We start from the raw sequence: 19,365 nt of genomic DNA on the forward strand, positions 1-19,365 counted from the left end.
GAATTAATGATCCGAAGCAAAATATCTATTCACTACTAGATTCGAACTAAAGGAAAATACTTACAATCAGGCTTCGAAAAATTTACGCAAATTTTTGTGTCGTCTTGCTGTCGATGCATTTCTATCTGCCTCACGCCCGCGGCGGTTGCCTGCGATAACTCAGCGCTTCGGCTACATGGATGCGGCTCACCGTTTCCGCGCCTGCCAGATCGGCGATCGTGCGGGCCACTCTCAGCATGCGGGTATAGCCGCGCGCCGATAGTCGCATGGCGGTGGCAGCCTGCATGAGCAGTTCGCGGCCCTTGTCGTCAGGGCCAGCGAATTCCTCCAGCGCGTCGCCCTGCAATTCGGCATTGGTGCGCGCGCCGCTGGTCTGGGCGCGGGCGGTCTGGACCGCGCGGGCGCGGGAGACGCGGGCGGCGACTTCGGCGCTGCCTTCGGCGGGCGGGGGCAGGGCCAGATCTGCAGCGCTTACCGCATCGACATCGACGTGGAGGTCGATCCGGTCGAGCAGAGGACCGGATACCTTGCTCTGATAATCGGCAGCGCATCGGGGCGCGCGGCTGCAGGCCAGCGCGGGATCGCTCAGATGGCCGCAGCGGCACGGGTTCATCGCCGCGACGAGCTGGACATTGGCGGGGAAGGTCACATGCGCGTTGGCCCGCGCGACATCGACCGTGTTCGTCTCCAGCGGCTGGCGTAGCGAATCGAGTACGGCGCGCTGGAATTCGGGCAGTTCGTCGAGGAACAGGACGCCCAGGTGCGCCAGGCTGACCTCGCCCGGCTTCACTTTCAGCCCGCCGCCGGTCAACGCCGCCATGCTGGCCGAATGATGCGGCGCGCGAAACGGGCGGGCGCGGCTGATCCGCCCGTCTTCGAGCAGGCCAGCGACCGATTGCACCATGCTCACCTCCAGCGCCTCGGGCGGGTACAGCGGCGGCAGGATGCCGGGCAGGCAGCTGGCGAGCAGCGACTTGCCCGAGCCCGGCGGGCCGATCATCAGCAAATTGTGACCGCCGGCCGCCGCGATTTCCAGCGCGCGCTTGGCGGTTTCCTGCCCCTTCACCTGTTTCAGGTCGGGCGCCTTGCCGGGCTCCTCGACCAGGCCCTGCTCGGGTTGGGGCAGCTGGGCGGTGCCATTGAGATGGTTGAGCAGGCTGGCCAGATCGGGCGCGGCGAGGACGGGCACGTCGCTCGCCCATTTCGCCTCGGACCCTTGGGCGGCGGGGCAGATCAGGCCCTTTTCCGCCTCGCTCGCATGGAGCGCTGCGAGCAGGACCCCGGGCGAGGGTTGGACCCGCGCATCCAATGCCAGTTCGCCCACCACGATCCAGTCGGCCAGCTGCTCGCCATCGGTAATGCCCATCGCGGCCAGCACGGCCAGCGCGATGGGGAGATCGTAATGTGATCCTTCCTTGGGCAGATCGGCCGGCGAGAGGTTGATGGTGATTCGCTTGGGCGGCAGCGCCAGCCCCATGGAAGACAGCGCGGCGCGCACGCGTTCCTTGCTTTCGCCCACGGCCTTGTCGGCCAGGCCGACGATGTTGAAATTGGGCAGGCCGGGCGCCAGGGAGCATTGCACCTCGACGGCGCGCGCTTCCAGCCCCAGATAGGCCACCGTCCGGACCAGTGCGACCACGTGTCTGATACCCCCTCGTATGGTGCGTGTCTGGCAAGCGGCAGGCAGCTTGTCGAGTGGCGAGCGCATCCGATGCGGCGTAAAGCGGCAAGAGGCTTGACCTTCGGCCCCCATTTCCTTAAGCGCCCCTCCACAAGAGCGGTCGCCCTTGCGGCGGCCCTTTTTCTGTCGGAGCGATTCGCCCGGCGTCTATGTGATTTAACGAAGGATCATCCGATGAAGCGGACTTTCCAGCCCTCGAACCTCGTGCGCGCCCGTCGCCACGGTTTCTTCGCCCGCAAGGCTACTCCGGGCGGCCGCAAGGTTCTCCGTGCCCGCCGTTCGCGCGGCCGCAAGAACCTCTGCGCCTAAGTGACTGACCGGCCGCGCCTCGTGCGTGGCCTGCCAGGCTGAGCGAACCTGCGGGCTCCCTTCGGGGGGCCCGTTCGCGTATCTGACATCCATGCACCCGAGTCTGTCCGTCATCCGCAAGCGGAGCGATTTCCTCGCCGCCAATCGCGGCCTGAGGAATGCCCGGCCCGGATTCGTCCTGCTTACCCGCCCGAACGACGGGCAGGGCAGGCGCTACGGGATCACCGTGACCAAGAAGATCGGCAATGCGGTGGTGCGCAACCGGATGAAGCGCCGCTTTCGCGAATTGCTGTGGGCCGCGCTGCCCGGCGGCGGGCTGCCCGATCACGATCACGTGCTGATCGGCCGCGAAGGCGGGGTGGAGCGCGATTTCGCCCGGTTGGCGGAGGAGCTGGACGCCGCCCTCTCGCGCGCTGCCGAGGGCAAGGGCGACCGGGGGCGGGGCCCGCGCCAAAAGCGATCGCGGCGGGCGTGAAGTATCCGCTGATCTGGATCGCCCGCGCGTGGCAATTGGGGCCGAGCAAGATTTTGCCGCCCACCTGCCGCTTTTCCCCCTCGTGCAGCCAGTACGCAATCGAGGCGCTGCAGAAATACGGGGCAATCAGGGGTGGATGGCTGGCCTTCAAGCGGCTATTGCGCTGCCAACCCTGGGGGGGCTGCGGCCACGATCCGGTGCCCTGAAGTACAAAGCCGGGGCCGCTGTCTTGACGTAGCAATACACCCTGCCCATCTGACGAATACAACTGCCAACGGGATCGACCTTGGAAAATTCACGCAATTTCGTGCTTGTGCTCACTCTCTCGCTGGCCGTGCTGATCGGCTGGCAGTGGGCGATGGATCACTTCTACCCCCAGCCGGACGAAGTTCCGGTGACGGCGGAGAAGGTCGATACTCCGGCAGAGCAGGCGGCGGTCAAGCACACCCGCACTGGGGGGCTGACCGATCCCGCGGCCATCGCGCAGGAAGAGGCCGATCTCGAGACCGCGCTCGCCACGCCCGAGCGGGTGAAGATCGATTCGGACCGCGTGGCCGGTTCGATCGCGCTTCAGGGCGCCATGGTCGACGACATCGTGCTCAAGGATTACGACGCCAGCACCGATGACGAGAGCGGCCCGGTGCGCCTGTTCTCGCCGCGCGGCACACCGGCGCAGCAATATTCGCAGTTCGGCTTCCTCGTGAACGGCCAGAAGGTCTCCGACGATGCGCTGTGGACCGCCGATGGCGGCGTGTTGTCGCAGGACAATCCGGTCACGCTGACGCATCAGACCGGCGACGGGGTGGAACTGCAGCTCGTCTACTCGATCGACGACAATTACATGATCACCGTCGACCAGCGCGTGGCCAACCGCAGCGGCGCGCCCGTGGTGGTCCAGCCCTATGGCCTGGTCGGCCGCACCAGCGATACCGCCAGCGAAAGCCTGTGGATCGCCCATTCGGGCCCGATCGGCACCTTCAGCGGCAGCGCCAATTACGACTACGATTACGACGACGTCGAAGAGGCCGGCCGGGTCAGCCCCGAAGGCACGACCAACTGGGTCGGTTTCACCGATATCTACTGGCTCGCGGCGATGGTCCCCGATGCCGGTGCCGCGCCCGAAGCCACTTTCCGTTCGCTCGGCGGCAATACCTACCGCGCCGACATGATCTACGATCCGGTGACCGTGCCCGCCGGCCGCGCCTATACCACCACCTCGCGCCTGTTCGCCGGGGCCAAGGAAAGCGGCGTGCTAGATGCCTATCAGGACGCGGGCATCCCGCAGTTCGGCCTGGCGATCAGCTGGGGCTGGTTCCGCTGGTTCGAAAAGCCGTTCCTGTGGCTGCTCACCCATATCTTCGAAATCGTCGGCAATTTCGGCGTGGCGATCATGATCCTCACCCTGCTGGTGCGCGGCCTGATGTTCCCGATCGCGCAGAAGGGCTTCGCCTCGATGGCTTCGATGAAGGCCATCCAGCCCAAGATGAAGGCGCTGCAGGAACGCCACAAGGACGACCGCGTCAAGCAGCAGCAGGAAATGCAGAAGCTGTTCAAGCAGGAAGGCGTCAATCCGCTTTCCGGCTGTCTGCCGATGCTGCTGCAGATCCCGATCTTCTTCGCGCTCTACAAGGTGCTGGTGCTCGCGATCGAGATGCGCCACCGTGAATTCCTCTGGATCAAGGATCTCTCCGCGCCCGATCCGGCGACCATCCTCAACGCCTTCGGCCTGCTTCCGTTCACGCCGCCCAGCTTCCTGGCCATCGGCATCCTGGCGCTGCTGCTCGGCTTCACCATGTGGCTGACCTTCAGGCTCAACCCGCAGACCGATCCGGTCCAGGCGCAGGTCTTCAACATCATGCCCTGGATTCTGATGTTCATCATGGCGCCGTTCGCCGCCGGCCTGCTGCTTTACTGGGTCACCTCCAACGTGCTGACGCTCGCCCAGCAGAAATATCTCTACTCCAAGCATCCGCAGCTGCGCGCCGCGGCGGAGCAGGAGAAGGCCGAGAAGGCCGCTGCTGCCGCCAAGGCGAAAGGCTGATGACCGACCACGAACACCAGCCCGACCAGCAACAGGCCGAGCGGGACAAGGCAGAGCAGGCTGAACAGGCCGCGCTCGAACGGCGGGCGAACAAGCTGTTCTCGGGCCGGGTGGACTTCCTCCTCTCGGCGCCGCAGCTCAAGTTCCTGCCCGAACCGACCGTGCCCGAGATTGCCTTCGCGGGCCGGTCGAACGTCGGCAAGAGCTCGCTGCTCAACGCGCTGACCGGGCGCAAGGCGATCGCGCGGGCCTCGGTCACGCCGGGCCGCACGCAGGAACTCAACTTCTTCGAAGTCGGCGCGCCTACGCTGTTCCGCCTCGTCGACATGCCCGGCTATGGTTTTGCCAAAGCGCCGGTCAAAGTGGTCGAGAAGTGGAAGGGCCTGGTGAAGACCTATCTGAGGGGTCGGCAGGTGCTGGTGCGCAATCTGGTGCTGGTCGACAGCCGCCACGGGCTGAAGGATGTCGATCGCGACATGATGAAGATGCTCGATGAAGCGGCCGTGGGCTACCGGATCGTGCTGACCAAGGCGGACAAGATCAAGGCGAGCGAACTCGCCAAGACCGTCGCCGCGGTCGAGGCCGAAGCGAAGAAGCATGTCGCCGCCTTCCCCGAGATCCACGTGACCTCGGCCGAAAAGGGCATGGGCATTCCCGAACTGCGCGCCGCCGTGCTGCGCGATACCGGCGTCTGACGGCTAACGCCTACCTGATCCTGAAATCCAGCAGTTCGAAGCGCGCCGGGCCCGTCGCATAGACGCCGTGTCCGCGCCCGCCGGTCGAACCGAAGACCAGGCCGATCTTGTCGGCGTTGGCCAAGGCGTCGCGGAATTCGCGTGGCCTGTCGTTGGCCTTGATCCCGCCAACCACCGCGCCCCAACGAGGATCGTCGAGCCTGACGGTCATTTCATGCACGCCCGGCGCGATGTTCTGGACGGTGGGCGAGGGTGCGTACCAGCGATACATCGCATAGCGTCCCTTCGCGGTCCAATTGTCGCCAGCGCGCTGGAAATAAAGCGAAACCGTCGCTGGCCGGTCCGGAAATTGCTGCGGCACGAACCGGGTGCCGCGCCGGGCATCGACCCGGTAGCGCACCCTTATCTCGCGTGCGCCATCCAGCGATCCGGGATCGAAGCTCACATAATGGACATGGCCATCGCGCTTGCTGTTCGACGGGAATTCGAAGCTCCAGCCCTGCGAAGTGGGCTGCGGGCGCAGCGGCATGTTCACCGAATAGCTCTTGCCGCGAATGATCGGCCCGATTTCCCACTGATGGGCAGGCGGTCCGGCACCGATGGCGGTGGCTGCGGCGGCAAGGCTGATGGCAAGGGCAGGAAGGATTTTCATGGAAGGCATCCTACCACGCAAGGCTTTGCGCTGGCTGAACGCGGCGGTTGGCCAAGTGTAAGCTAACGCCTGCCGCTCAGCCGCACTTTACCCGCTCTTCACCCGCCCATCTATCCGCATTGCGCGCGGTGCAGCAGCTTGTGATCGGCCAGCACCAGCGCCATCATCGCTTCGACCACGGGCGTGCCGCGAATGCCCACGCAGGGATCGTGGCGGCCCTTGGTCCGCACTTGCGTGGCGGCGCCCTGCCGGTCGATGCTGGGCACCGGCGTCAGGATCGAACTGGTCGGCTTGAAGGCCACGCGGCAGACCACCGGCTGGCCGGTGGATATGCCGCCCGCGATCCCGCCCGCGTGATTGGCGGCAAAGTGCGGCCCGTCTTCGCCCGGCGTCATGGCGTCGGCATTCTGTTCGCCGGTGAGGCGCGCGGCATCGAAACCGTCGCCGATCTCCACGCCCTTGACCGCATTGATGCTCATCATGCCGGCCGCCAGATCGCTGTCGAGCTTGGCATAGAGCGGAGCGCCCCATCCGGCGGGCACACCGCTTGCCACGCATTCGACCACCGCGCCGAGCGAGGATCCCGCCTTGCGCGCATCGTCCACCAACGCTTCCCAGCGCTTCGCGGCCTCGGCATCGGGGCACCAGAAGGGGTTGCCGGAGATCTGGTCGCGGTCGAAATTGGCCGGATCGATCCGGTCGCCGCCGATTTCGGAGACATAAGCGAGGATGTCGACCTCGCCCACGATCCGCCGCGCCACCGCGCCGGCCGCCACGCGCATGGCGGTTTCGCGCGCGCTGCTGCGCCCGCCGCCGCGATAATCGCGAAAGCCGTATTTCGCGTCATAGGCATAATCGGCATGGCCGGGACGATAGGTGTTGGCGATCTCCGAATAATCCTTCGATCGCTGGTCGGTATTCTCGATCAGCAGGCTGATCGGCGTGCCGGTGGTGCGCTGCTGCCCGTCGGGTGCTTCGAACACGCCTGACAGGATGCGTACGGCATCGGGTTCCTTGCGCTGGGTCGTGAACTTGTTCTGCCCCGGTTTGCGCGCATCGAGGAAAGGCTGGATGTCGGTTTCGGTCAGCGCAATGCCCGGCGGGCACCCGTCGACCACCGCGCCGATGGCGGGGCCGTGGCTTTCGCCCCAGGTGGTGAAGCGCAGGGTCCGTCCGAATGTGTTCCAGCTCATGGTGCCGTCATATCGCGCATCAGCCGCCTGTCGAGCAAGCATGCCTTTCCTACAGCCCTGCTGAATTGGTATTGGTGCGGGATGGCGGCAGTCTGAAAGGGGCGGGCGGGGTGACACTTCGAGACGCAAAGGGTGACAGCATGCAGGGCGCGGGGGTGACAGCTTGCCTTGCGGAAAGTGACAGATCGGCGGGGCAAGGGTGACAGTCTGGCGCGGGAAGGTGACAGGGCGGGGGCGAAAGGTGACGGATCGGCGCGCAAGGGTGACAGTTTCGCCAGCCAGGGTGACGGATCGCGGCTTTTTGCCCTGGACCGTGCTCCACCTGCTCCATCCTGCCGCGCGAATCGCGGGAGAAACGGCGCGAGAGGGTGGACCCGCGGCGCGGACTGCGGCAGGAACAAAACGCGCCCACGCAGCGATGGCGCAGAGAGAAACCCGCGCTCAAGCAGCGAAGCGATAGCGCAGAGAGAAACACCATGATTGCGAAGCTCAAAGGCCTGCTTGATGAAACCGGCGTGGACTGGGCGGTGATCGATGTCTCGGGCGTCGGCTATCTCGTCCATTGCTCGGCCCGCACGCTCAGCCAGCTGGGCGAAAAGGGCGAAGCCTGCACCGTCTATACCGATCTACAGGTTTCGGAGAACGACATGCGCCTGCTCGGCTTTGCCGACGGTGCGGAGCGCGACTGGTTCCGCCTGCTCACGCAGGTTCAGGGCGTGGGCAGCAAGGTCGCGCTGGCGATCCTCTCGGCGCTTTCGACCGCGGAGGTGCAGCAGGCCTGCTCCAATGGCGATGCCGCCACCGTCGCGCGCGCGCAGGGCGTCGGGCCGAAACTGGCCAGCCGCATCGTCAATGAACTGAAGGACAAGGCCGGTGCGCTGCCGGGCGGGGGAGGCATGGCGGGCGGCGCGGGCGTCGCCATGCCCGCAGGCGGGGCCAGCGCCGATGCGGTAAGCGCGCTCGAAAACCTGGGCTTCAAACCTGCCGTCGCCGCGCGCGCGGTGGCAGCAGCACAAAGCGAACTGGGCGAAGGCGCGGCCGAGGGCGACCTGATCCGCGTCGCGCTGAAGAGGGCGGCGGGGTGATGGCATGAGCATGCGGACACGGCCGACCGGCGCGGCGGGGGCGCAGGACTTGGAACGGGGGACCAGGCCCTACACCGGCCGTCATCCTGAACTCGTTTCAGGATCCATCTGTCCGCAAGGGCGACACAACCGGCGCAAAGCCCAGTGGCACCGCCAGGTCATCCCAATGCGGATTGTCCCGCTCGATAAGGTTGACCTTCCATTGACGATGCCAGTTCTTCAGCTGCTTCTCTCGCAGGATGGCCTGCTCCATGCTGCTGAACATCTCGAAGCGGACGAGACGGTAGACCTTGTAGCGCGCGGTAAAACCGCCGGTGATGCCATCACGATGCTGGTGCAGGCGCCGGATCAGGTCGGCTGTGACGCCGATATAAAGCGTGCCTCGCGGCTTGCTGGCAAGGATGTAGACGCAAGGGTTGCGCTCGGTCGGCATGCGCCGGTGATTGCCGCGCAATGGATGCTGAAACAAGTTCAGCATGACGGTAGAGAGGTGATGGGCCCACTCACCCGCCCGGAGCATCGCTTCGCAAGTCCCGGGCTTGGCGTGCGAAGCGACTGCAAATGGCAGGCAAGCCGGACGGTCGCGCTATGAGGAATGATACGATGATCCGATGCCTCTCCTTGGCTGCGCTGTTGCTAGCCTGCCCCGCCTTTGGGCAGGAGGCGGACTGGCAGACCGGTCCGGTGTTCGAGGGCTTCGGCCCGCATGCCTCGGTGGCGGGGGTGGAACCCTTCGCTGCCGACACGGCATTCGCGCACAGCTTCGATGTCGCGAAGGCTGCCGAAGACGGCGCGCGCAACCGCGGCTTCGAAAGCGCGGCGCGGTTCATCAACATGCATGTCGCTGCCGGCGTGCCGGAAGAGAACATCCGCGTGGCCGTGGTGGTGCACGGGCCTGCCGTGCTCGACCTGCTGAACGACGGCGGGTGGTCGGCGCGCCAGCTGGCTACTGCGGAGGGATCGCTGGACAATCCCTCGGGCCCGATGGTCCGCGCCATGCTCGATCACGGGGTACGGTTCATCGTCTGCGGCCAGAGCGCCGCCGCGCAGGGTGTCACTCCCGACCAGCTGATCGAGGGCGTTGAGATGGACCTCTCCGCCATGACTGCCCACGCCCGGCTCCAGCAGGCGGGCTATACGGTGAACCCGTTCTGATGACCGATGTGAACATCCCCCTCCATTCGCCCGGCCGCCAGCCCGAAGATCCGGATGCGGCGCTGCGGCCCAAGAGCCTGGCGGAGTTCGTCGGCCAGAAGGCCGCGCGCGAGAACCTGCGCGTCTTCGTCGAAGCCGCCAAGGGGCGCGGCGAGGCGATGGATCACGTGCTGTTCTTCGGCCCTCCCGGCCTCGGCAAGACCACGCTGGCGCAGATCGTCTCCAACGAACTGGGCGTGGGCTTCCGCGCCACCAGCGGGCCGGTGATCGCCAAGGCGGGCGATCTGGCCGCGCTGCTCACCAATCTCGAGCCCAACGACGTGCTCTTCATCGACGAGATCCACCGGCTCAATCCGGTGGTCGAGGAAGTGCTCTATCCGGCGATGGAGGACCGCGCGCTCGATATCATCATCGGCGAAGGGCCCTCGGCGCGCAGCGTGCGGATCGATTTGCCGCCCTTTACGCTGGTCGGTGCGACCACGCGGCAGGGGCTGCTCACCACGCCACTGCGTGACCGGTTCGGCATTCCGGTGCGACTCAACTTCTACACCGAGGACGAGCTGCTCAAGGTCGTCACCCGCGGAGCGGGGCTGCTGGGCATGGGGATCGACGAAGGCGGCGCGCGCGAGATTGCCCGCCGCTCGCGCGGCACACCCCGCGTGGCAGGCCGCCTGATGCGCCGCGTGCGCGATTTCGCCAGCGTGCTGGGCGAGCCGGTGGTCACGACGCGGGTCGCCGACGAAGCGCTGACCCGGCTCGAAGTCGACAGCCTCGGTCTCGATGCGATGGACCGGCGCTATCTCACCATGATCGCGACGCCATACAAGGGCGGGCCGGTGGGTGTGGAAACGCTTGCTGCCGGGCTGTCCGAGCCGCGCGATACGGTGGAGGAGGTGATCGAGCCCTATCTGATCCAGCTCGGCCTCATCGCCCGCACGGCGCGGGGACGCATGCTCAACGATGGGGGCTGGGATCACCTCGGCCTCGCACCGCCCAGCAAGCCGCAGGGCGACATGTTCAACAAATAGCGCGCCAGTGAAAAGGGGCGGCTCCTTGCGGAACCGCCCCCTTCGAACTGGTGTCGCCTGGCCTCAGGCCGCTGCGAGCTTGCGCAACACGTAGTGGAGGATGCCGCCGTTGCGGTAATACTCCATCTCGTTCGCCGTATCGATGCGGCACAGCGCGGTGAAGGTGGCCTTGCTGCCGTCTTCATGCGTCACTTCGACTTCGACGTCCTGGCCCGGGGTCAGGTCGGCGAGGCCCTTGATCGTGAAGGTGTCGTCCGCGCCCAAGCCCAGGCTCTGGCGGGTGTCGCCATCCTTGAACTGCAGCGGGAGCACGCCCATGCCGATGAGGTTCGAACGGTGAATACGCTCGTAGCTTTCGACGATGACCGCTCGCACGCCCAGCAGGATCGTGCCCTTGGCCGCCCAGTCGCGGCTGGAGCCGGTGCCGTATTCCTTGCCCGCAACGACCACCAGCGGGGTGCCGTCTTCCTTGTGCTTCATCGCCGCGTCGTAGATCGGCATCTGCTCACCCTTGTAGGTGGTGATGCCGCCTTCGACGCCCGGGACCATCTCGTTCTTGATGCGGATGTTGGCGAAGGTGCCGCGCATCATCACTTCATGGTTGCCGCGTCGCGAGCCGTAGGAGTTGAAGTCCGCCTTCGAGACCTGATGGTTCTTCAGGTATTCGCCTGCCGGGCTGTCTTCCTTGATCGAGCCAGCGGGGCTGATGTGGTCGGTCGTGGTGGAATCGCCGAGGATCGCCAGCGGCTTTGCATCGGTGATGTCGGTGACCGGTGCCGGTTCCATCGACATGCCTTCGAAGAAAGGCGGGCTCGCGACATAGGTGCTGGTCGGGTTCCAGCGATAGGTGTCGGAGGCTTCGACCTTGATCGCCTGCCAATGCTCGTCGCCCTTGTAGACGTCACCATAACGGCTTTCGAACATCTGCCGGTCGATATTGGCGGCGCGATGCTGAGCGATCTCCTCGTTCGTCGGCCACACGTCGGCAAGCATGACGTCATTGCCGTGCTGGTCCTGACCAAGCGGGGTCTCTGTGATGTCCTTCGTCACCGTGCCGAGGATCGAATAGGCGACCACGAGCGGCGGGCTGGCGAGGAAGTTGGCGCGCACGTCTGGCGACACGCGGCCTTCGAAATTGCGGTTGCCCGACAGGACCGAGGCGGCGACGATGTCATTGCCGTTGATGGCCTTGCTGATCGGCGGAGCGAGCGGACCCGAATTGCCGATGCAGGTCGTGCAGCCATAACCGACAAGGTCGAAGCCCATGGCGTTGAGATCGTCCTGAAGGCCCGACTTCACGAGGTAGTCGGTGACGACCTGCGATCCGGGAGCGAGGCTGGTCTTCACCCATGGCTTTGGCTTCAGGCCCTTCTCATGCGCCTTCTTGGCGACGAGACCGGCAGCGATCAACACATCGGGATTGGACGTGTTGGTGCAGCTGGTGATGGCCGCGATCACGACGTCGCCATCACCCACATCGTGATGGGTGTCTTCGACGTCCACGCGCAGCGGCTGGTCCTTGCCGTAGATCGACTTGAGGTCGGTGTTAAACAGTTCGTCCACCTGCGGCAGCGCCACGCGGTCCTGCGGACGCTTCGGGCCTGCAAGGCTGGGCACGACCTTGGAAAGGTCGAGATCGAGCGTCTTGGTGAAGACCGGCTCGTTCTCGGGCGTGAACCACATGCCCTGTTCTTTCGAATAGGCTTCGACCAGCGCGATGGTTTCTTCATCACGGCCGGTGAGGCGCATGTATTCGAGCGTCTTGTCGTCAATGCCGAAGAAGCCGCAGGTCGCGCCGTATTCCGGCGCCATGTTGGCGATGGTCGCACGGTCGGCGAGGGTGAGGTTGGCTACGCCTTCGCCGTAGAATTCGACGAAGCGGCCGACCACGCCGACTTCGCGCAGCATCTGGACGCAGGTCAGTACGAGGTCGGTTGCTGTCACGCCCTCGGCCATCGCGCCGGTCAGCTTGAAGCCGACGACTTCGGGGATGAGCATGGAGATCGGCTGGCCGAGCATGGCGGCTTCGGCTTCGATACCGCCGACGCCCCAGCCCAATACGCCCAGGCCGTTGATCATGGTGGTGTGGCTGTCAGTGCCGACGCAGGTATCGGGATAGGCGATCGCATTGCCGTCGGGATCTTCGCTGTTCCACACACCCTTGCCGATGTATTCCAGATTGACCTGATGGCAGATGCCGGTGCCCGGGGGCACGGCGGAGAAATTCTCGAAGCTCTTCGAGCCCCATTTCAGGAAGTCGTAACGCTCCGCATTGCGGGCGTACTCAAGCTCGACGTTCTTTTCGAAGGCCTTCGGGTGACCGAATTCGTCGACCATGACCGAGTGGTCGATGACCAGGTTGACAGGAACTTGCGGGTTGATCTTCGAAGTATCGCCGCCGAGCTTCCCGATGGCATCGCGCATGGCAGCAAGATCGACCACGCAGGGCACACCGGTGAAGTCCTGAAGCAGCACGCGGGCGGGGCGATACTGGATTTCCTTGCCGGTGACCGGGTTCTTCTGCCAGTCGGCAATCGCCTGCGCATCGTCGGTGGAAACGGTGAAGCCACCGTCTTCGAAGCGAAGCATGTTTTCCAGCAGGACCTTCAGGCTGAACGGCAGCTTCGACACGTCGCCGATCTTTTCGGCCGCCTTGTCGAAGGAATAGTAAGCATAGTCCTTACCGTTCACGGTGAGAGTTGAGCGCGTTGCGAGACTGTCCTGGCCGACCTGGGTCATGCGGGCAAATTCCTTTCTTTCTGAAGCCGTCACACCACCAATGGGCAAGGCGGCAGAATGTGCCGCGCCTGTGCGCTGTGGCGGGCAAAAAATCAAGGGTATCACCGGTGCTCATCGGGCCGGCAGGGAACCCAAACCAGTCGCAACTCATTGATAGGGCAAATGACGGGCCGCTGCGCAGCGCAAGAAATAACAGCGAAAAGCGCCGCCCGATGAGGAGTTTGAACTATGAAGACCGTTAAACACACGAACGCGAAATCACGCCAGACAGTTCGCCTTGCCGTGATGACGGCTGCTTTGGGAGTCGCCGGCATGTTCACCGCCGCCGCTACGTTTGCCGCCGATAATGCACCTGCAGATCAGATCGAATTGGCTCAGCACCGCTAAGAGCCAATCACAGCGCGCTCTGTTCAGGGCGCTTGCGGCGGGCTGCGATCCAGCATCCGGCAACGATAAGCGCGGCGCCTACTATTGTTGCTCCGCGTACCTGTTCGCCGAAATAGAGCCAGCCAAACAGCGAGGCCCACAGAAAACCGGTGTATTCGATCGGTACCAGCCGCTGGGTCTCCGACCGGGCATAGGCCCATGTAAGAAACAGCAGGGCAGTGACCGCCAGGAAAGCACCAGCGAAAAGTTCGCCCCACACGGGAGCGGGAGGCATCACTAGAAGAAACGGCGCGCCGGCGAGCAATGTGAGCGCAGCTACGCCATTCTGAAAGGTACCGGCTTCCTCTGGCGACGACACCAAAGCCTGTTGCCTTTGCAGTATGAGGTTCCACGCGAAGAGAAGCGCCGAGATGGTGACGAGCGTAAGTCCGACCAAGGAATCTTCGTTCAGTCTTTCTCGTCCGATGCGCCCTCCTACAATCACGATCACCCCTCCCAAGCCCAATAAGGCGCCAAGGATTGCCCGTCGTTCTATTTTTTCGCTCAAGATAAGGGCGGCCAGATACAGCGTGATGAGCGGGGCTATAAAGCTGACTGCAATTGCCTCGGCCAGGGGCAGGCGGACCAATGCGCCGAAAAAGGTCCAGCCCATGAAAGCGACGACAATCCCGCGCATGATGTGGACCTTCAGGACGGATCTCGTCGGCATTTTTCGCGTTCGCCACCACCAGATCGGTGCGATCAGGAGGAAGCCGATCATGCAGCGCAGAAGATAGGCGCTGTAAGCGCCAATCGCGATGCTCGCGCTTTTCATCACTGCATCCATTGCCGAAAACAGTGCAATCCCGACGATAGTGGCTACTACCGGCTTGAGGCTGTCGTCATTTACGCTCATCGTCGCTGGCATAGTGCGCCCTGCCGCAGGTGCAACTTGGTTCAGCGGTGGGTAAGCCGGGATCGCGGATTGTTTCAGGCAGTTAGCAGTACATAGCGCGTGGAAAAGCAGTATATATTGCCACAGCGCAAAATTGGTGGGCCAAATGACACGATTTAGAATTTCGACCGGAACAGCGATTGCCGCAGTTCTCCTCGCAACCGCCGCACAGGCTCAGCAGGCAGAGCCGGAAAGTTTGCTGCCGGCAGCGACGCAAGCCGCGCAGTCCGATGCAACCACTCCGCGGCAGCAGGATAAAAGTACACAGACTGTGAGCGAGGCCTTCGGAGACATCCGCATGGCCAGCGGCGAAGTGGTGCAGGAAATTCCCTCGCTCGAGGGTGTGTGGACAAAGGCACAGGCCGAAAAGCTGCTCGCCTTCATTCCGACAGTTGCTGCTGAAGGTCTCAACTCATCCGATTATCGCGCCGACGCCCTTCGTACCGCGATTTCCGCCGGTGAAGGTGAAGCGCTCAATAAGCTGGCGAGCGAGACCTTCGTCTGGCTAGTCGAAGATTTGCGCGATGGCCGTACGCCCATGGAAGCGCGTCGCCAGTGGTTCGTCGTCGATCCGGATGCGGATCGCATGCCGACGTGGAAGCTGCTGGAAGATGCGCTCGCGAGCGGCGATATCGCCGGTACGCTTGCCTCGCTCAATCCGCTGCATCCCGATTACGCCGCACTGCGCGACGAACTTGCCGCGACCAAGGACGCCAAGCGCGTCAAGCTGATCCGTGCGAACATGGACCGGTGGCGCTGGCTGCCACAGGATCTGGGCAAGCAGTATCTTGTTACCAATGTGCCGGAATACATGCTGCGCCTGACGGTCAATGGCCGGATCATCAAAAGCTACCGCACCGTGGTCGGCAAACCCGGCCGCACCGCTACGCCGCAGCTGGCGGAGATGGTCGAAGCCGTGATCTACAATCCCACCTGGACGGTTCCGCAGTCCATCGTGAAGGGCGAAGGCCTTGGCGCGAAGGTACTCGGCAATCCGGGCTGGGCGCGAAATGCTGGCTACAAGGCAACCAAGGGAGAGAACGGCTGGGTCACCGTGGTCCAGCAGCCTGGGCCGCAGAATGCGCTTGGTCTGATGAAGCTCGACATGCCGAACGAGCATGCCATTTTCCTCCACGACACTCCGAGCCGCCATCTGTTCGTGAATGAGAACCGTGCGCTGAGCCATGGCTGTATCCGCGTGCAGGGCGCACGCGAACTTGCAATGACCATGTCCATGCTCGGCAATGCCAACAGTCGTGAAGATATTCCGGCCATTCAGCAGGAAGTCTCGGAAATCACGACGAGCGGCGAATATACCCGTTACGAAATGAAGAAGCAGTGGCCGGTCTATCTCACCTACTTCACCATGGCGACTGACGTGAACGGCGAAATGAAGACGTTCAAGGATATTTACGACCGCGATGCTCCGGTACTCGCAGCACTCGACGCCCCCCGCGTGTCCGACCGTGCACGCGAGACGAGCGAGGAAGCCGTCGAGATCGTCGACGACATGCAGATCACCTGAGAAAAGCGGTGACCCCGGCCTTAATAAACGCCGGGGTTCGTCCGTTCGAAAGTATTGCCGCTGTCGTTGCGTAGCAATTCGGTCTGCGTGACGGGCGGCGGTACGCGGCGACCGTCATCGGTCAGGCCCAGGCTTTCGGCATAGAGCAGGCGTCCGCCGCTAAGCTTCAGGAGCACATAATCGAACTGGTCGGGGCCCAGCGCAAAGCACCCATTTGACCTGCCCAGCCTGCCCCACCTGTCGACATGCTCCGGACGGGCATATTCCGCCTGATGCATCACGATGGCGCGGGGCAGTGCCTTGTCATTGGTGGGATCGAGCCCGTCGAGCCTGATCGAGGTGCCATACCGCCCTGTGTACCAGCTGCGCGTCATATAGGCGCCGCGGCTGGTCGCCTCGCTGCCCTCGATGTTCGAATAGCGCTTGAGCCAGCCATCATGCTGGCTGTCCGAGCCGGTGCCATGGCTGACATGGAAGCTTTGTACCCGCTCGTTCTCCAGATCGACGAAATGGAAGCGCCGCTGCGAGGAATGAAGGCCAAAATCGGCAATTCCGACAATATCCTTCTTCCACAGCACATCACCCACCCGCGTCAGCTGGTCGCGCGCGATGGCGAAAAGCTGCGCATCGCGGCTGGCGGTCGGATTGATCTGAGCGCTTACCCGGCCCGGCAGCGTGAGCGCTGCACCGGCGGCAAGTGAGCCCTTGAGAAGTTCGCGGCGGTTCATGGTGTCATCCTATAACATCGCGCAGACTAGCGGAAGCTGAACGAGCGAACTCGGCGTTCGCCCTGGCGCAGGCGATCATCGATCTGGCGTGTCGTTCGCCGACTTCGCGCGGGTCGGGGCCATATCCCCCTCCGAGCGAGCTCGCGACAGGCACGCCGCGCGAGCGCACCGCGCGGATCACGTAGCTGTCGCGGCGAACCAGCCCCTCACTAGTCAGCGCCAGGCGCCCCAGCTTGTCATCGCCATGGACGTCCACGCCGGCTTGGTAGAGCACGAAGTCGGGTTCGAATTGCTCGATCGTGCGGGGTAGGTGGCGGTCGAGCGCCTCGAGATAACTATCGTCATCCGTCCCGTCCGACAGCGGCACGTCGAGGCTGGATCGTGCCTTGCGGACCGGGAAATTCTTCTCGGCATGGAGCGAGAGGGTGAAGATGTCGTCACGCCCTGCCGTAAGGCTGGCGGTACCATCGCCCTGGTGGACATCGAGATCGATAATCAGGATGCGGCTGGCGTCCCCTTCCGCGATCAGGCGGTTGGACGCGACGGCAAGATCGTTGAACACGCAATAACCCGCGCCGGTATCGTAAAGCGCATGATGGCTTCCCGCGGCGCTGTTGCCGGCATAGCCATGCCGTCGAGCCAGCTGTGCTGCCAGCCATGTTCCGCCATTGGTATGGGCCACACGCTGCGCAATATGCGGAGTGACGGGAAAGCCGATGCGGCGCTCCTCTCGCGCGGGACGGTGGAAGCGAACACCTGCTCCACATAGTCGGGGCAGTGCACAGCCTCGAGCCAGCGGCGCGGCATGGCCGGCGGGGCGTGTTCGGTGATCGGATAGCCGCTCTCGCGCAGGGCGGCCATGACTGCCATGTATTTGTCGAAGCGGAACGTCCCCCGTGTTGGCGCGGGAGCCATGTAATCAACGTGGTGTACGACGTGGAGCAAGATGTACCTAGCCGTTCCTATCCTGCTTCGCCGCAATAGCCGTCTCGGCCAACTCGGCAGCGTCTTCTTCATTGCCCGGCTCAAGTATTTCGACCTTGCGATTGATCAGGCGGTTGTAGACTTCGAAGAACACGCCGAGTTCCCACAGCATGGTTGGGCGCAGCTGGTCGAGCCGTTCAATTTCGCCGAATGTCTGCGATAGCGGAGGCACCCCGACCAACCGGTCGTTACGGACCATCTCGCCATTTTCCTCCTGCTCCATCCGCAGGACCGCGACCGGGCGGATGTCGACCAGCGTGCCCGATGGGAGCGGCCCGCCCGTAAGCACCATGACGTCCAGCGCATCACCGTCCGGGGCCATGGTTGCAGGTATGAAGCCGAAATTGGCCGGAAAGGTCAGTCCCTGGGGCAATTCGATGGCCCAGCGGAAGATACCGAGTTTCTTGTCCAGATCGATCTTGTGCGTATTGCCCTTGGGACATTCGATGAAGGCGTGGAGCAGACCGTTGTCAGCGCGGGCCGGCAAGCGGGCAAGGTGTTCGGCATCGATCATGAAAGGCTGCTCCGCATGTCTGTAACCAACTTACGGAGCACCTGCCGAGGCGTTCCGCCTATTCGGCTGCCTCGGCCTCTTTGGGGGCGTGCGGATCGAAGGCGACCGCTTCCCCGGCTTCGATCGCGGCGGCTTTTTCTTCGACCAGCTTCACGATATGGTCGAGCATGTCGTCGCTCTCGATATGGTGGTTCTTCACGCCCGAGAGGTAGACCATGTGCTTGCCCGAACCGCCGCCGGTCAGACCGATATCGGTCTCGCGCGCTTCGCCCGGGCCATTGACCACGCAGCCCAGGACCGAAAGGCTCATCGGTGTCTTGATGTGCTCCAGGCGCTTTTCCAGCGTTTCCACAGTTCGGATTACGTCGAAGCCCTGACGCGAACAGCTGGGGCAGGACACGACGCGCACGCCGCGCGTCCTCAGGCCCAGCGCCTTCAGCATTTCGAAGCCGACCTTCACTTCCTGCTCCGGCTCGGCGGAAAGCGAGACCCGAATGGTGTCGCCGATACCGGCCCAGAGCAGGCTCCCGATGCCGATGCTGGATTTGACCGTGCCGCCGATCAGGCCGCCTGCTTCGGTGATGCCGAGATGCAGGGGACAATCCACCGCGTCGGCCAAGCCATGATAGGCGGCAACGGCGAGGAATACGTCGCTGGCTTTTACCGCCACCTTGTATTCGTGAAAATCGTGGTCCTGCAGCAGTTTTATATGATCGAGCGCGCTTTCGATCAGCGCTTCGGGGCAAGGCTCGCCATATTTCTCAAGCAGATCCTTCTCCAGGCTGCCGGCGTTCACCCCGATGCGGATGGCGCAGCCATTGGCCTTGGCCGCACGGACCACTTCGGCAACGCGTTTGCTGTCACCGATGTTGCCCGGGTTGATGCGCAGACATGCCGCGCCCTTGTCGGCAGCTTCAAGCGCGCGTTTGTAATGGAAATGGATGTCGGCCACGATGGGCACATTGGCCGCCCGCGTGATCTGGTCGAAATGCGCGGTCGATTCCTCGGTCGGGCAGGAAACGCGGATGATGTCGGCACCGACATCTTCGCAGCGACGGATTTGGTCGATCGTCGCGCCGACATCTTCGGTCGGCGTATTGGTCATGGTCTGGACGCTGATGGGCGCATCGCCGCCGACAGGCACGCTGCCGACCATGATCTGGCGGGACTGGCGGCGCTCGATCGTGCGCCAAGGTCGAATGGAAGACATGGACCCCGATATAGAGCGGGGAATGTGAAG

Annotated in this window: 19 protein-coding genes and 1 pseudogene; 10 read left to right on the forward strand and 10 right to left on the reverse strand. The window is 63.8% G+C overall.

Annotated features, from left to right (window positions below):
• Nucleotides 1–130: 130 nt before the first annotated feature.
• A complete protein-coding gene (locus ACI2I1_RS14730) occupies nucleotides 131–1,639 on the reverse strand; it encodes a YifB family Mg chelatase-like AAA ATPase (RefSeq protein ID WP_404679733.1) in 1,509 nt (502 codons plus the stop codon).
• Nucleotides 1,640–1,855: 216 nt separating this feature from the next.
• Between ACI2I1_RS14730 and rpmH the strand changes: the two genes are divergently transcribed.
• The 5 genes from rpmH to yihA all read left to right on the forward strand — a co-directional run bounded on the left by rpmH (nucleotide 1,856) and on the right by yihA (nucleotide 5,201).
• A complete protein-coding gene (rpmH, locus tag ACI2I1_RS14735) occupies nucleotides 1,856–1,990 on the forward strand; it encodes a 50S ribosomal protein L34 (RefSeq protein ID WP_067468613.1) in 135 nt (44 codons plus the stop codon).
• A 91-nt stretch (nucleotides 1,991–2,081) separates the two neighbouring features.
• Nucleotides 2,082–2,465, forward strand: a complete 384-nt coding sequence (gene rnpA, locus ACI2I1_RS14740; protein WP_404679734.1) for a ribonuclease P protein component — start codon at nucleotides 2,082–2,084, stop codon at nucleotides 2,463–2,465.
• Complete coding sequence (yidD, locus tag ACI2I1_RS14745; RefSeq protein WP_221543345.1) at nucleotides 2,462–2,671, forward strand: membrane protein insertion efficiency factor YidD; 210 nt, start codon at nucleotides 2,462–2,464, stop codon at nucleotides 2,669–2,671. Before rnpA ends, yidD begins: the two co-directional genes overlap by 4 nt.
• An 80-nt stretch (nucleotides 2,672–2,751) precedes the next feature.
• Nucleotides 2,752–4,506, forward strand: a complete 1,755-nt coding sequence (gene yidC, locus ACI2I1_RS14750) for a membrane protein insertase YidC (protein WP_404679735.1) — start codon at nucleotides 2,752–2,754, stop codon at nucleotides 4,504–4,506.
• Complete coding sequence (yihA, locus tag ACI2I1_RS14755) at nucleotides 4,506–5,201, forward strand: ribosome biogenesis GTP-binding protein YihA/YsxC (RefSeq protein WP_404679736.1); 696 nt, start codon at nucleotides 4,506–4,508, stop codon at nucleotides 5,199–5,201. Before yidC ends, yihA begins: the two co-directional genes overlap by 1 nt.
• Nucleotides 5,202–5,211: 10 nt before the next feature.
• Here the strand turns inward: yihA and ACI2I1_RS14760 are convergent, their stop codons facing one another.
• A complete protein-coding gene (locus ACI2I1_RS14760; RefSeq protein WP_404679737.1) occupies nucleotides 5,212–5,853 on the reverse strand; it encodes a hypothetical protein in 642 nt (213 codons plus the stop codon).
• Between the two features lie 110 nt (nucleotides 5,854–5,963).
• On the reverse strand, nucleotides 5,964–7,046 hold the full coding sequence (gene aroC / locus ACI2I1_RS14765) for a chorismate synthase (protein ID WP_404679850.1): 1,083 nt from the start codon (nucleotides 7,044–7,046) through the stop codon (nucleotides 5,964–5,966).
• Between the two features lie 476 nt (nucleotides 7,047–7,522).
• On the opposite strand from aroC, the gene ruvA reads away from it, so the two are divergent.
• A complete protein-coding gene (gene ruvA, locus ACI2I1_RS14770; protein WP_224812361.1) occupies nucleotides 7,523–8,131 on the forward strand; it encodes a Holliday junction branch migration protein RuvA in 609 nt (202 codons plus the stop codon).
• Between the two features lie 97 nt (nucleotides 8,132–8,228).
• Here the strand turns inward: ruvA and ACI2I1_RS14775 are convergent, their stop codons facing one another.
• On the reverse strand, nucleotides 8,229–8,609 hold the full coding sequence (locus tag ACI2I1_RS14775) for a GIY-YIG nuclease family protein (protein ID WP_404679851.1): 381 nt from the start codon (nucleotides 8,607–8,609) through the stop codon (nucleotides 8,229–8,231).
• A gap of 125 nt (nucleotides 8,610–8,734) precedes the next feature.
• Between ACI2I1_RS14775 and ACI2I1_RS14780 the strand changes: the two genes are divergently transcribed.
• A complete protein-coding gene (locus ACI2I1_RS14780) occupies nucleotides 8,735–9,286 on the forward strand; it encodes a DsrE family protein (protein ID WP_404679738.1) in 552 nt (183 codons plus the stop codon).
• Nucleotides 9,286–10,314, forward strand: a complete 1,029-nt coding sequence (gene ruvB, locus ACI2I1_RS14785; RefSeq protein ID WP_404679739.1) for a Holliday junction branch migration DNA helicase RuvB — start codon at nucleotides 9,286–9,288, stop codon at nucleotides 10,312–10,314. The genes ACI2I1_RS14780 and ruvB overlap by 1 nt, the downstream gene beginning before the upstream one ends.
• Before the next feature lie 63 nt (nucleotides 10,315–10,377).
• Here ruvB and acnA read toward each other — a convergent pair whose 3' ends face one another.
• Complete coding sequence (gene acnA / locus ACI2I1_RS14790; RefSeq protein ID WP_404679740.1) at nucleotides 10,378–13,053, reverse strand: aconitate hydratase AcnA; 2,676 nt, start codon at nucleotides 13,051–13,053, stop codon at nucleotides 10,378–10,380.
• Nucleotides 13,054–13,281: 228 nt separating this feature from the next.
• Here acnA and ACI2I1_RS14795 point away from each other — a divergent pair, with 228 nt between their 5' ends.
• On the forward strand, nucleotides 13,282–13,440 hold the full coding sequence (locus ACI2I1_RS14795) for a hypothetical protein (protein ID WP_404679741.1): 159 nt from the start codon (nucleotides 13,282–13,284) through the stop codon (nucleotides 13,438–13,440).
• A gap of 7 nt (nucleotides 13,441–13,447) precedes the next feature.
• On the opposite strand, the gene ACI2I1_RS14800 is transcribed toward ACI2I1_RS14795, so the two are convergent.
• On the reverse strand, nucleotides 13,448–14,335 hold the full coding sequence (locus tag ACI2I1_RS14800; protein WP_404679742.1) for a DMT family transporter: 888 nt from the start codon (nucleotides 14,333–14,335) through the stop codon (nucleotides 13,448–13,450).
• Nucleotides 14,336–14,480: 145 nt separating this feature from the next.
• Between ACI2I1_RS14800 and ACI2I1_RS14805 the strand changes: the two genes are divergently transcribed.
• On the forward strand, nucleotides 14,481–15,899 hold the full coding sequence (locus ACI2I1_RS14805; protein WP_404679743.1) for a L,D-transpeptidase family protein: 1,419 nt from the start codon (nucleotides 14,481–14,483) through the stop codon (nucleotides 15,897–15,899).
• 20 nt (nucleotides 15,900–15,919) lie between these two features.
• Here ACI2I1_RS14805 and ACI2I1_RS14810 read toward each other — a convergent pair whose 3' ends face one another.
• From ACI2I1_RS14810 to ispG, 4 genes and pseudogenes are all read right to left on the reverse strand, one after another.
• Nucleotides 15,920–16,627 carry a murein L,D-transpeptidase catalytic domain-containing protein gene (locus tag ACI2I1_RS14810; RefSeq protein ID WP_404679744.1) on the reverse strand — a complete coding sequence of 236 codons (708 nt, stop codon included), beginning with the start codon at nucleotides 16,625–16,627 and terminating at the stop codon, nucleotides 15,920–15,922.
• A 4-nt stretch (nucleotides 16,628–16,631) separates the two neighbouring features.
• Nucleotides 16,632–17,542: pseudogene (locus ACI2I1_RS14815) on the reverse strand (histone deacetylase).
• A 37-nt stretch (nucleotides 17,543–17,579) separates the two neighbouring features.
• Nucleotides 17,580–18,125 carry an inorganic diphosphatase gene (locus ACI2I1_RS14820; protein ID WP_404679745.1) on the reverse strand — a complete coding sequence of 182 codons (546 nt, stop codon included), beginning with the start codon at nucleotides 18,123–18,125 and terminating at the stop codon, nucleotides 17,580–17,582.
• A gap of 58 nt (nucleotides 18,126–18,183) precedes the next feature.
• The gene (gene ispG, locus ACI2I1_RS14825; protein ID WP_404679746.1) at nucleotides 18,184–19,335 is read right to left on the reverse strand and encodes a flavodoxin-dependent (E)-4-hydroxy-3-methylbut-2-enyl-diphosphate synthase; all 1,152 of its coding nucleotides are present in this window, start codon (nucleotides 19,333–19,335) and stop codon (nucleotides 18,184–18,186) included.
• Between the last annotated feature and the right edge of the window lie 30 nt (nucleotides 19,336–19,365).

Source organism: Qipengyuania sp. NPDC077563 (genome assembly GCF_044901345.1).
Classification (GTDB): Bacteria; Pseudomonadota; Alphaproteobacteria; order Sphingomonadales; family Sphingomonadaceae; genus Qipengyuania; species Qipengyuania aestuarii.

Excerpts from the sequence above, each read along its gene's own strand:
- rpmH (WP_067468613.1), top strand. The coding sequence starts at position 1,856 with ATGAAGCGGACTTTCCAGCCCTCGAACCTCGTGCGCGCCCGTCGCCAC.
- rnpA (WP_404679734.1), top strand. The coding sequence starts at position 2,082 with ATGCACCCGAGTCTGTCCGTCATCCGCAAGCGGAGCGATTTCCTCGCC.
- yihA (WP_404679736.1), top strand. The coding sequence starts at position 4,506 with ATGACCGACCACGAACACCAGCCCGACCAGCAACAGGCCGAGCGGGAC.
- ACI2I1_RS14760 (WP_404679737.1), bottom strand. The coding sequence starts at position 5,853 with ATGAAAATCCTTCCTGCCCTTGCCATCAGCCTTGCCGCCGCAGCCACC.
- aroC (WP_404679850.1), bottom strand. The coding sequence starts at position 7,046 with ATGAGCTGGAACACATTCGGACGGACCCTGCGCTTCACCACCTGGGGC.
- ruvA (WP_224812361.1), top strand. The coding sequence starts at position 7,523 with ATGATTGCGAAGCTCAAAGGCCTGCTTGATGAAACCGGCGTGGACTGG.
- ACI2I1_RS14775 (WP_404679851.1), bottom strand. The coding sequence starts at position 8,609 with ATGCTGAACTTGTTTCAGCATCCATTGCGCGGCAATCACCGGCGCATG.
- ACI2I1_RS14780 (WP_404679738.1), top strand. The coding sequence starts at position 8,735 with ATGATCCGATGCCTCTCCTTGGCTGCGCTGTTGCTAGCCTGCCCCGCC.
- ruvB (WP_404679739.1), top strand. The coding sequence starts at position 9,286 with ATGACCGATGTGAACATCCCCCTCCATTCGCCCGGCCGCCAGCCCGAA.
- acnA (WP_404679740.1), bottom strand. The coding sequence starts at position 13,053 with ATGACCCAGGTCGGCCAGGACAGTCTCGCAACGCGCTCAACTCTCACC.
- ACI2I1_RS14795 (WP_404679741.1), top strand. The coding sequence starts at position 13,282 with ATGAAGACCGTTAAACACACGAACGCGAAATCACGCCAGACAGTTCGC.
- ACI2I1_RS14800 (WP_404679742.1), bottom strand. The coding sequence starts at position 14,335 with ATGAGCGTAAATGACGACAGCCTCAAGCCGGTAGTAGCCACTATCGTC.
- ACI2I1_RS14805 (WP_404679743.1), top strand. The coding sequence starts at position 14,481 with ATGACACGATTTAGAATTTCGACCGGAACAGCGATTGCCGCAGTTCTC.
- ACI2I1_RS14810 (WP_404679744.1), bottom strand. The coding sequence starts at position 16,627 with ATGAACCGCCGCGAACTTCTCAAGGGCTCACTTGCCGCCGGTGCAGCG.
- ACI2I1_RS14820 (WP_404679745.1), bottom strand. The coding sequence starts at position 18,125 with ATGATCGATGCCGAACACCTTGCCCGCTTGCCGGCCCGCGCTGACAAC.
- ispG (WP_404679746.1), bottom strand. The coding sequence starts at position 19,335 with ATGTCTTCCATTCGACCTTGGCGCACGATCGAGCGCCGCCAGTCCCGC.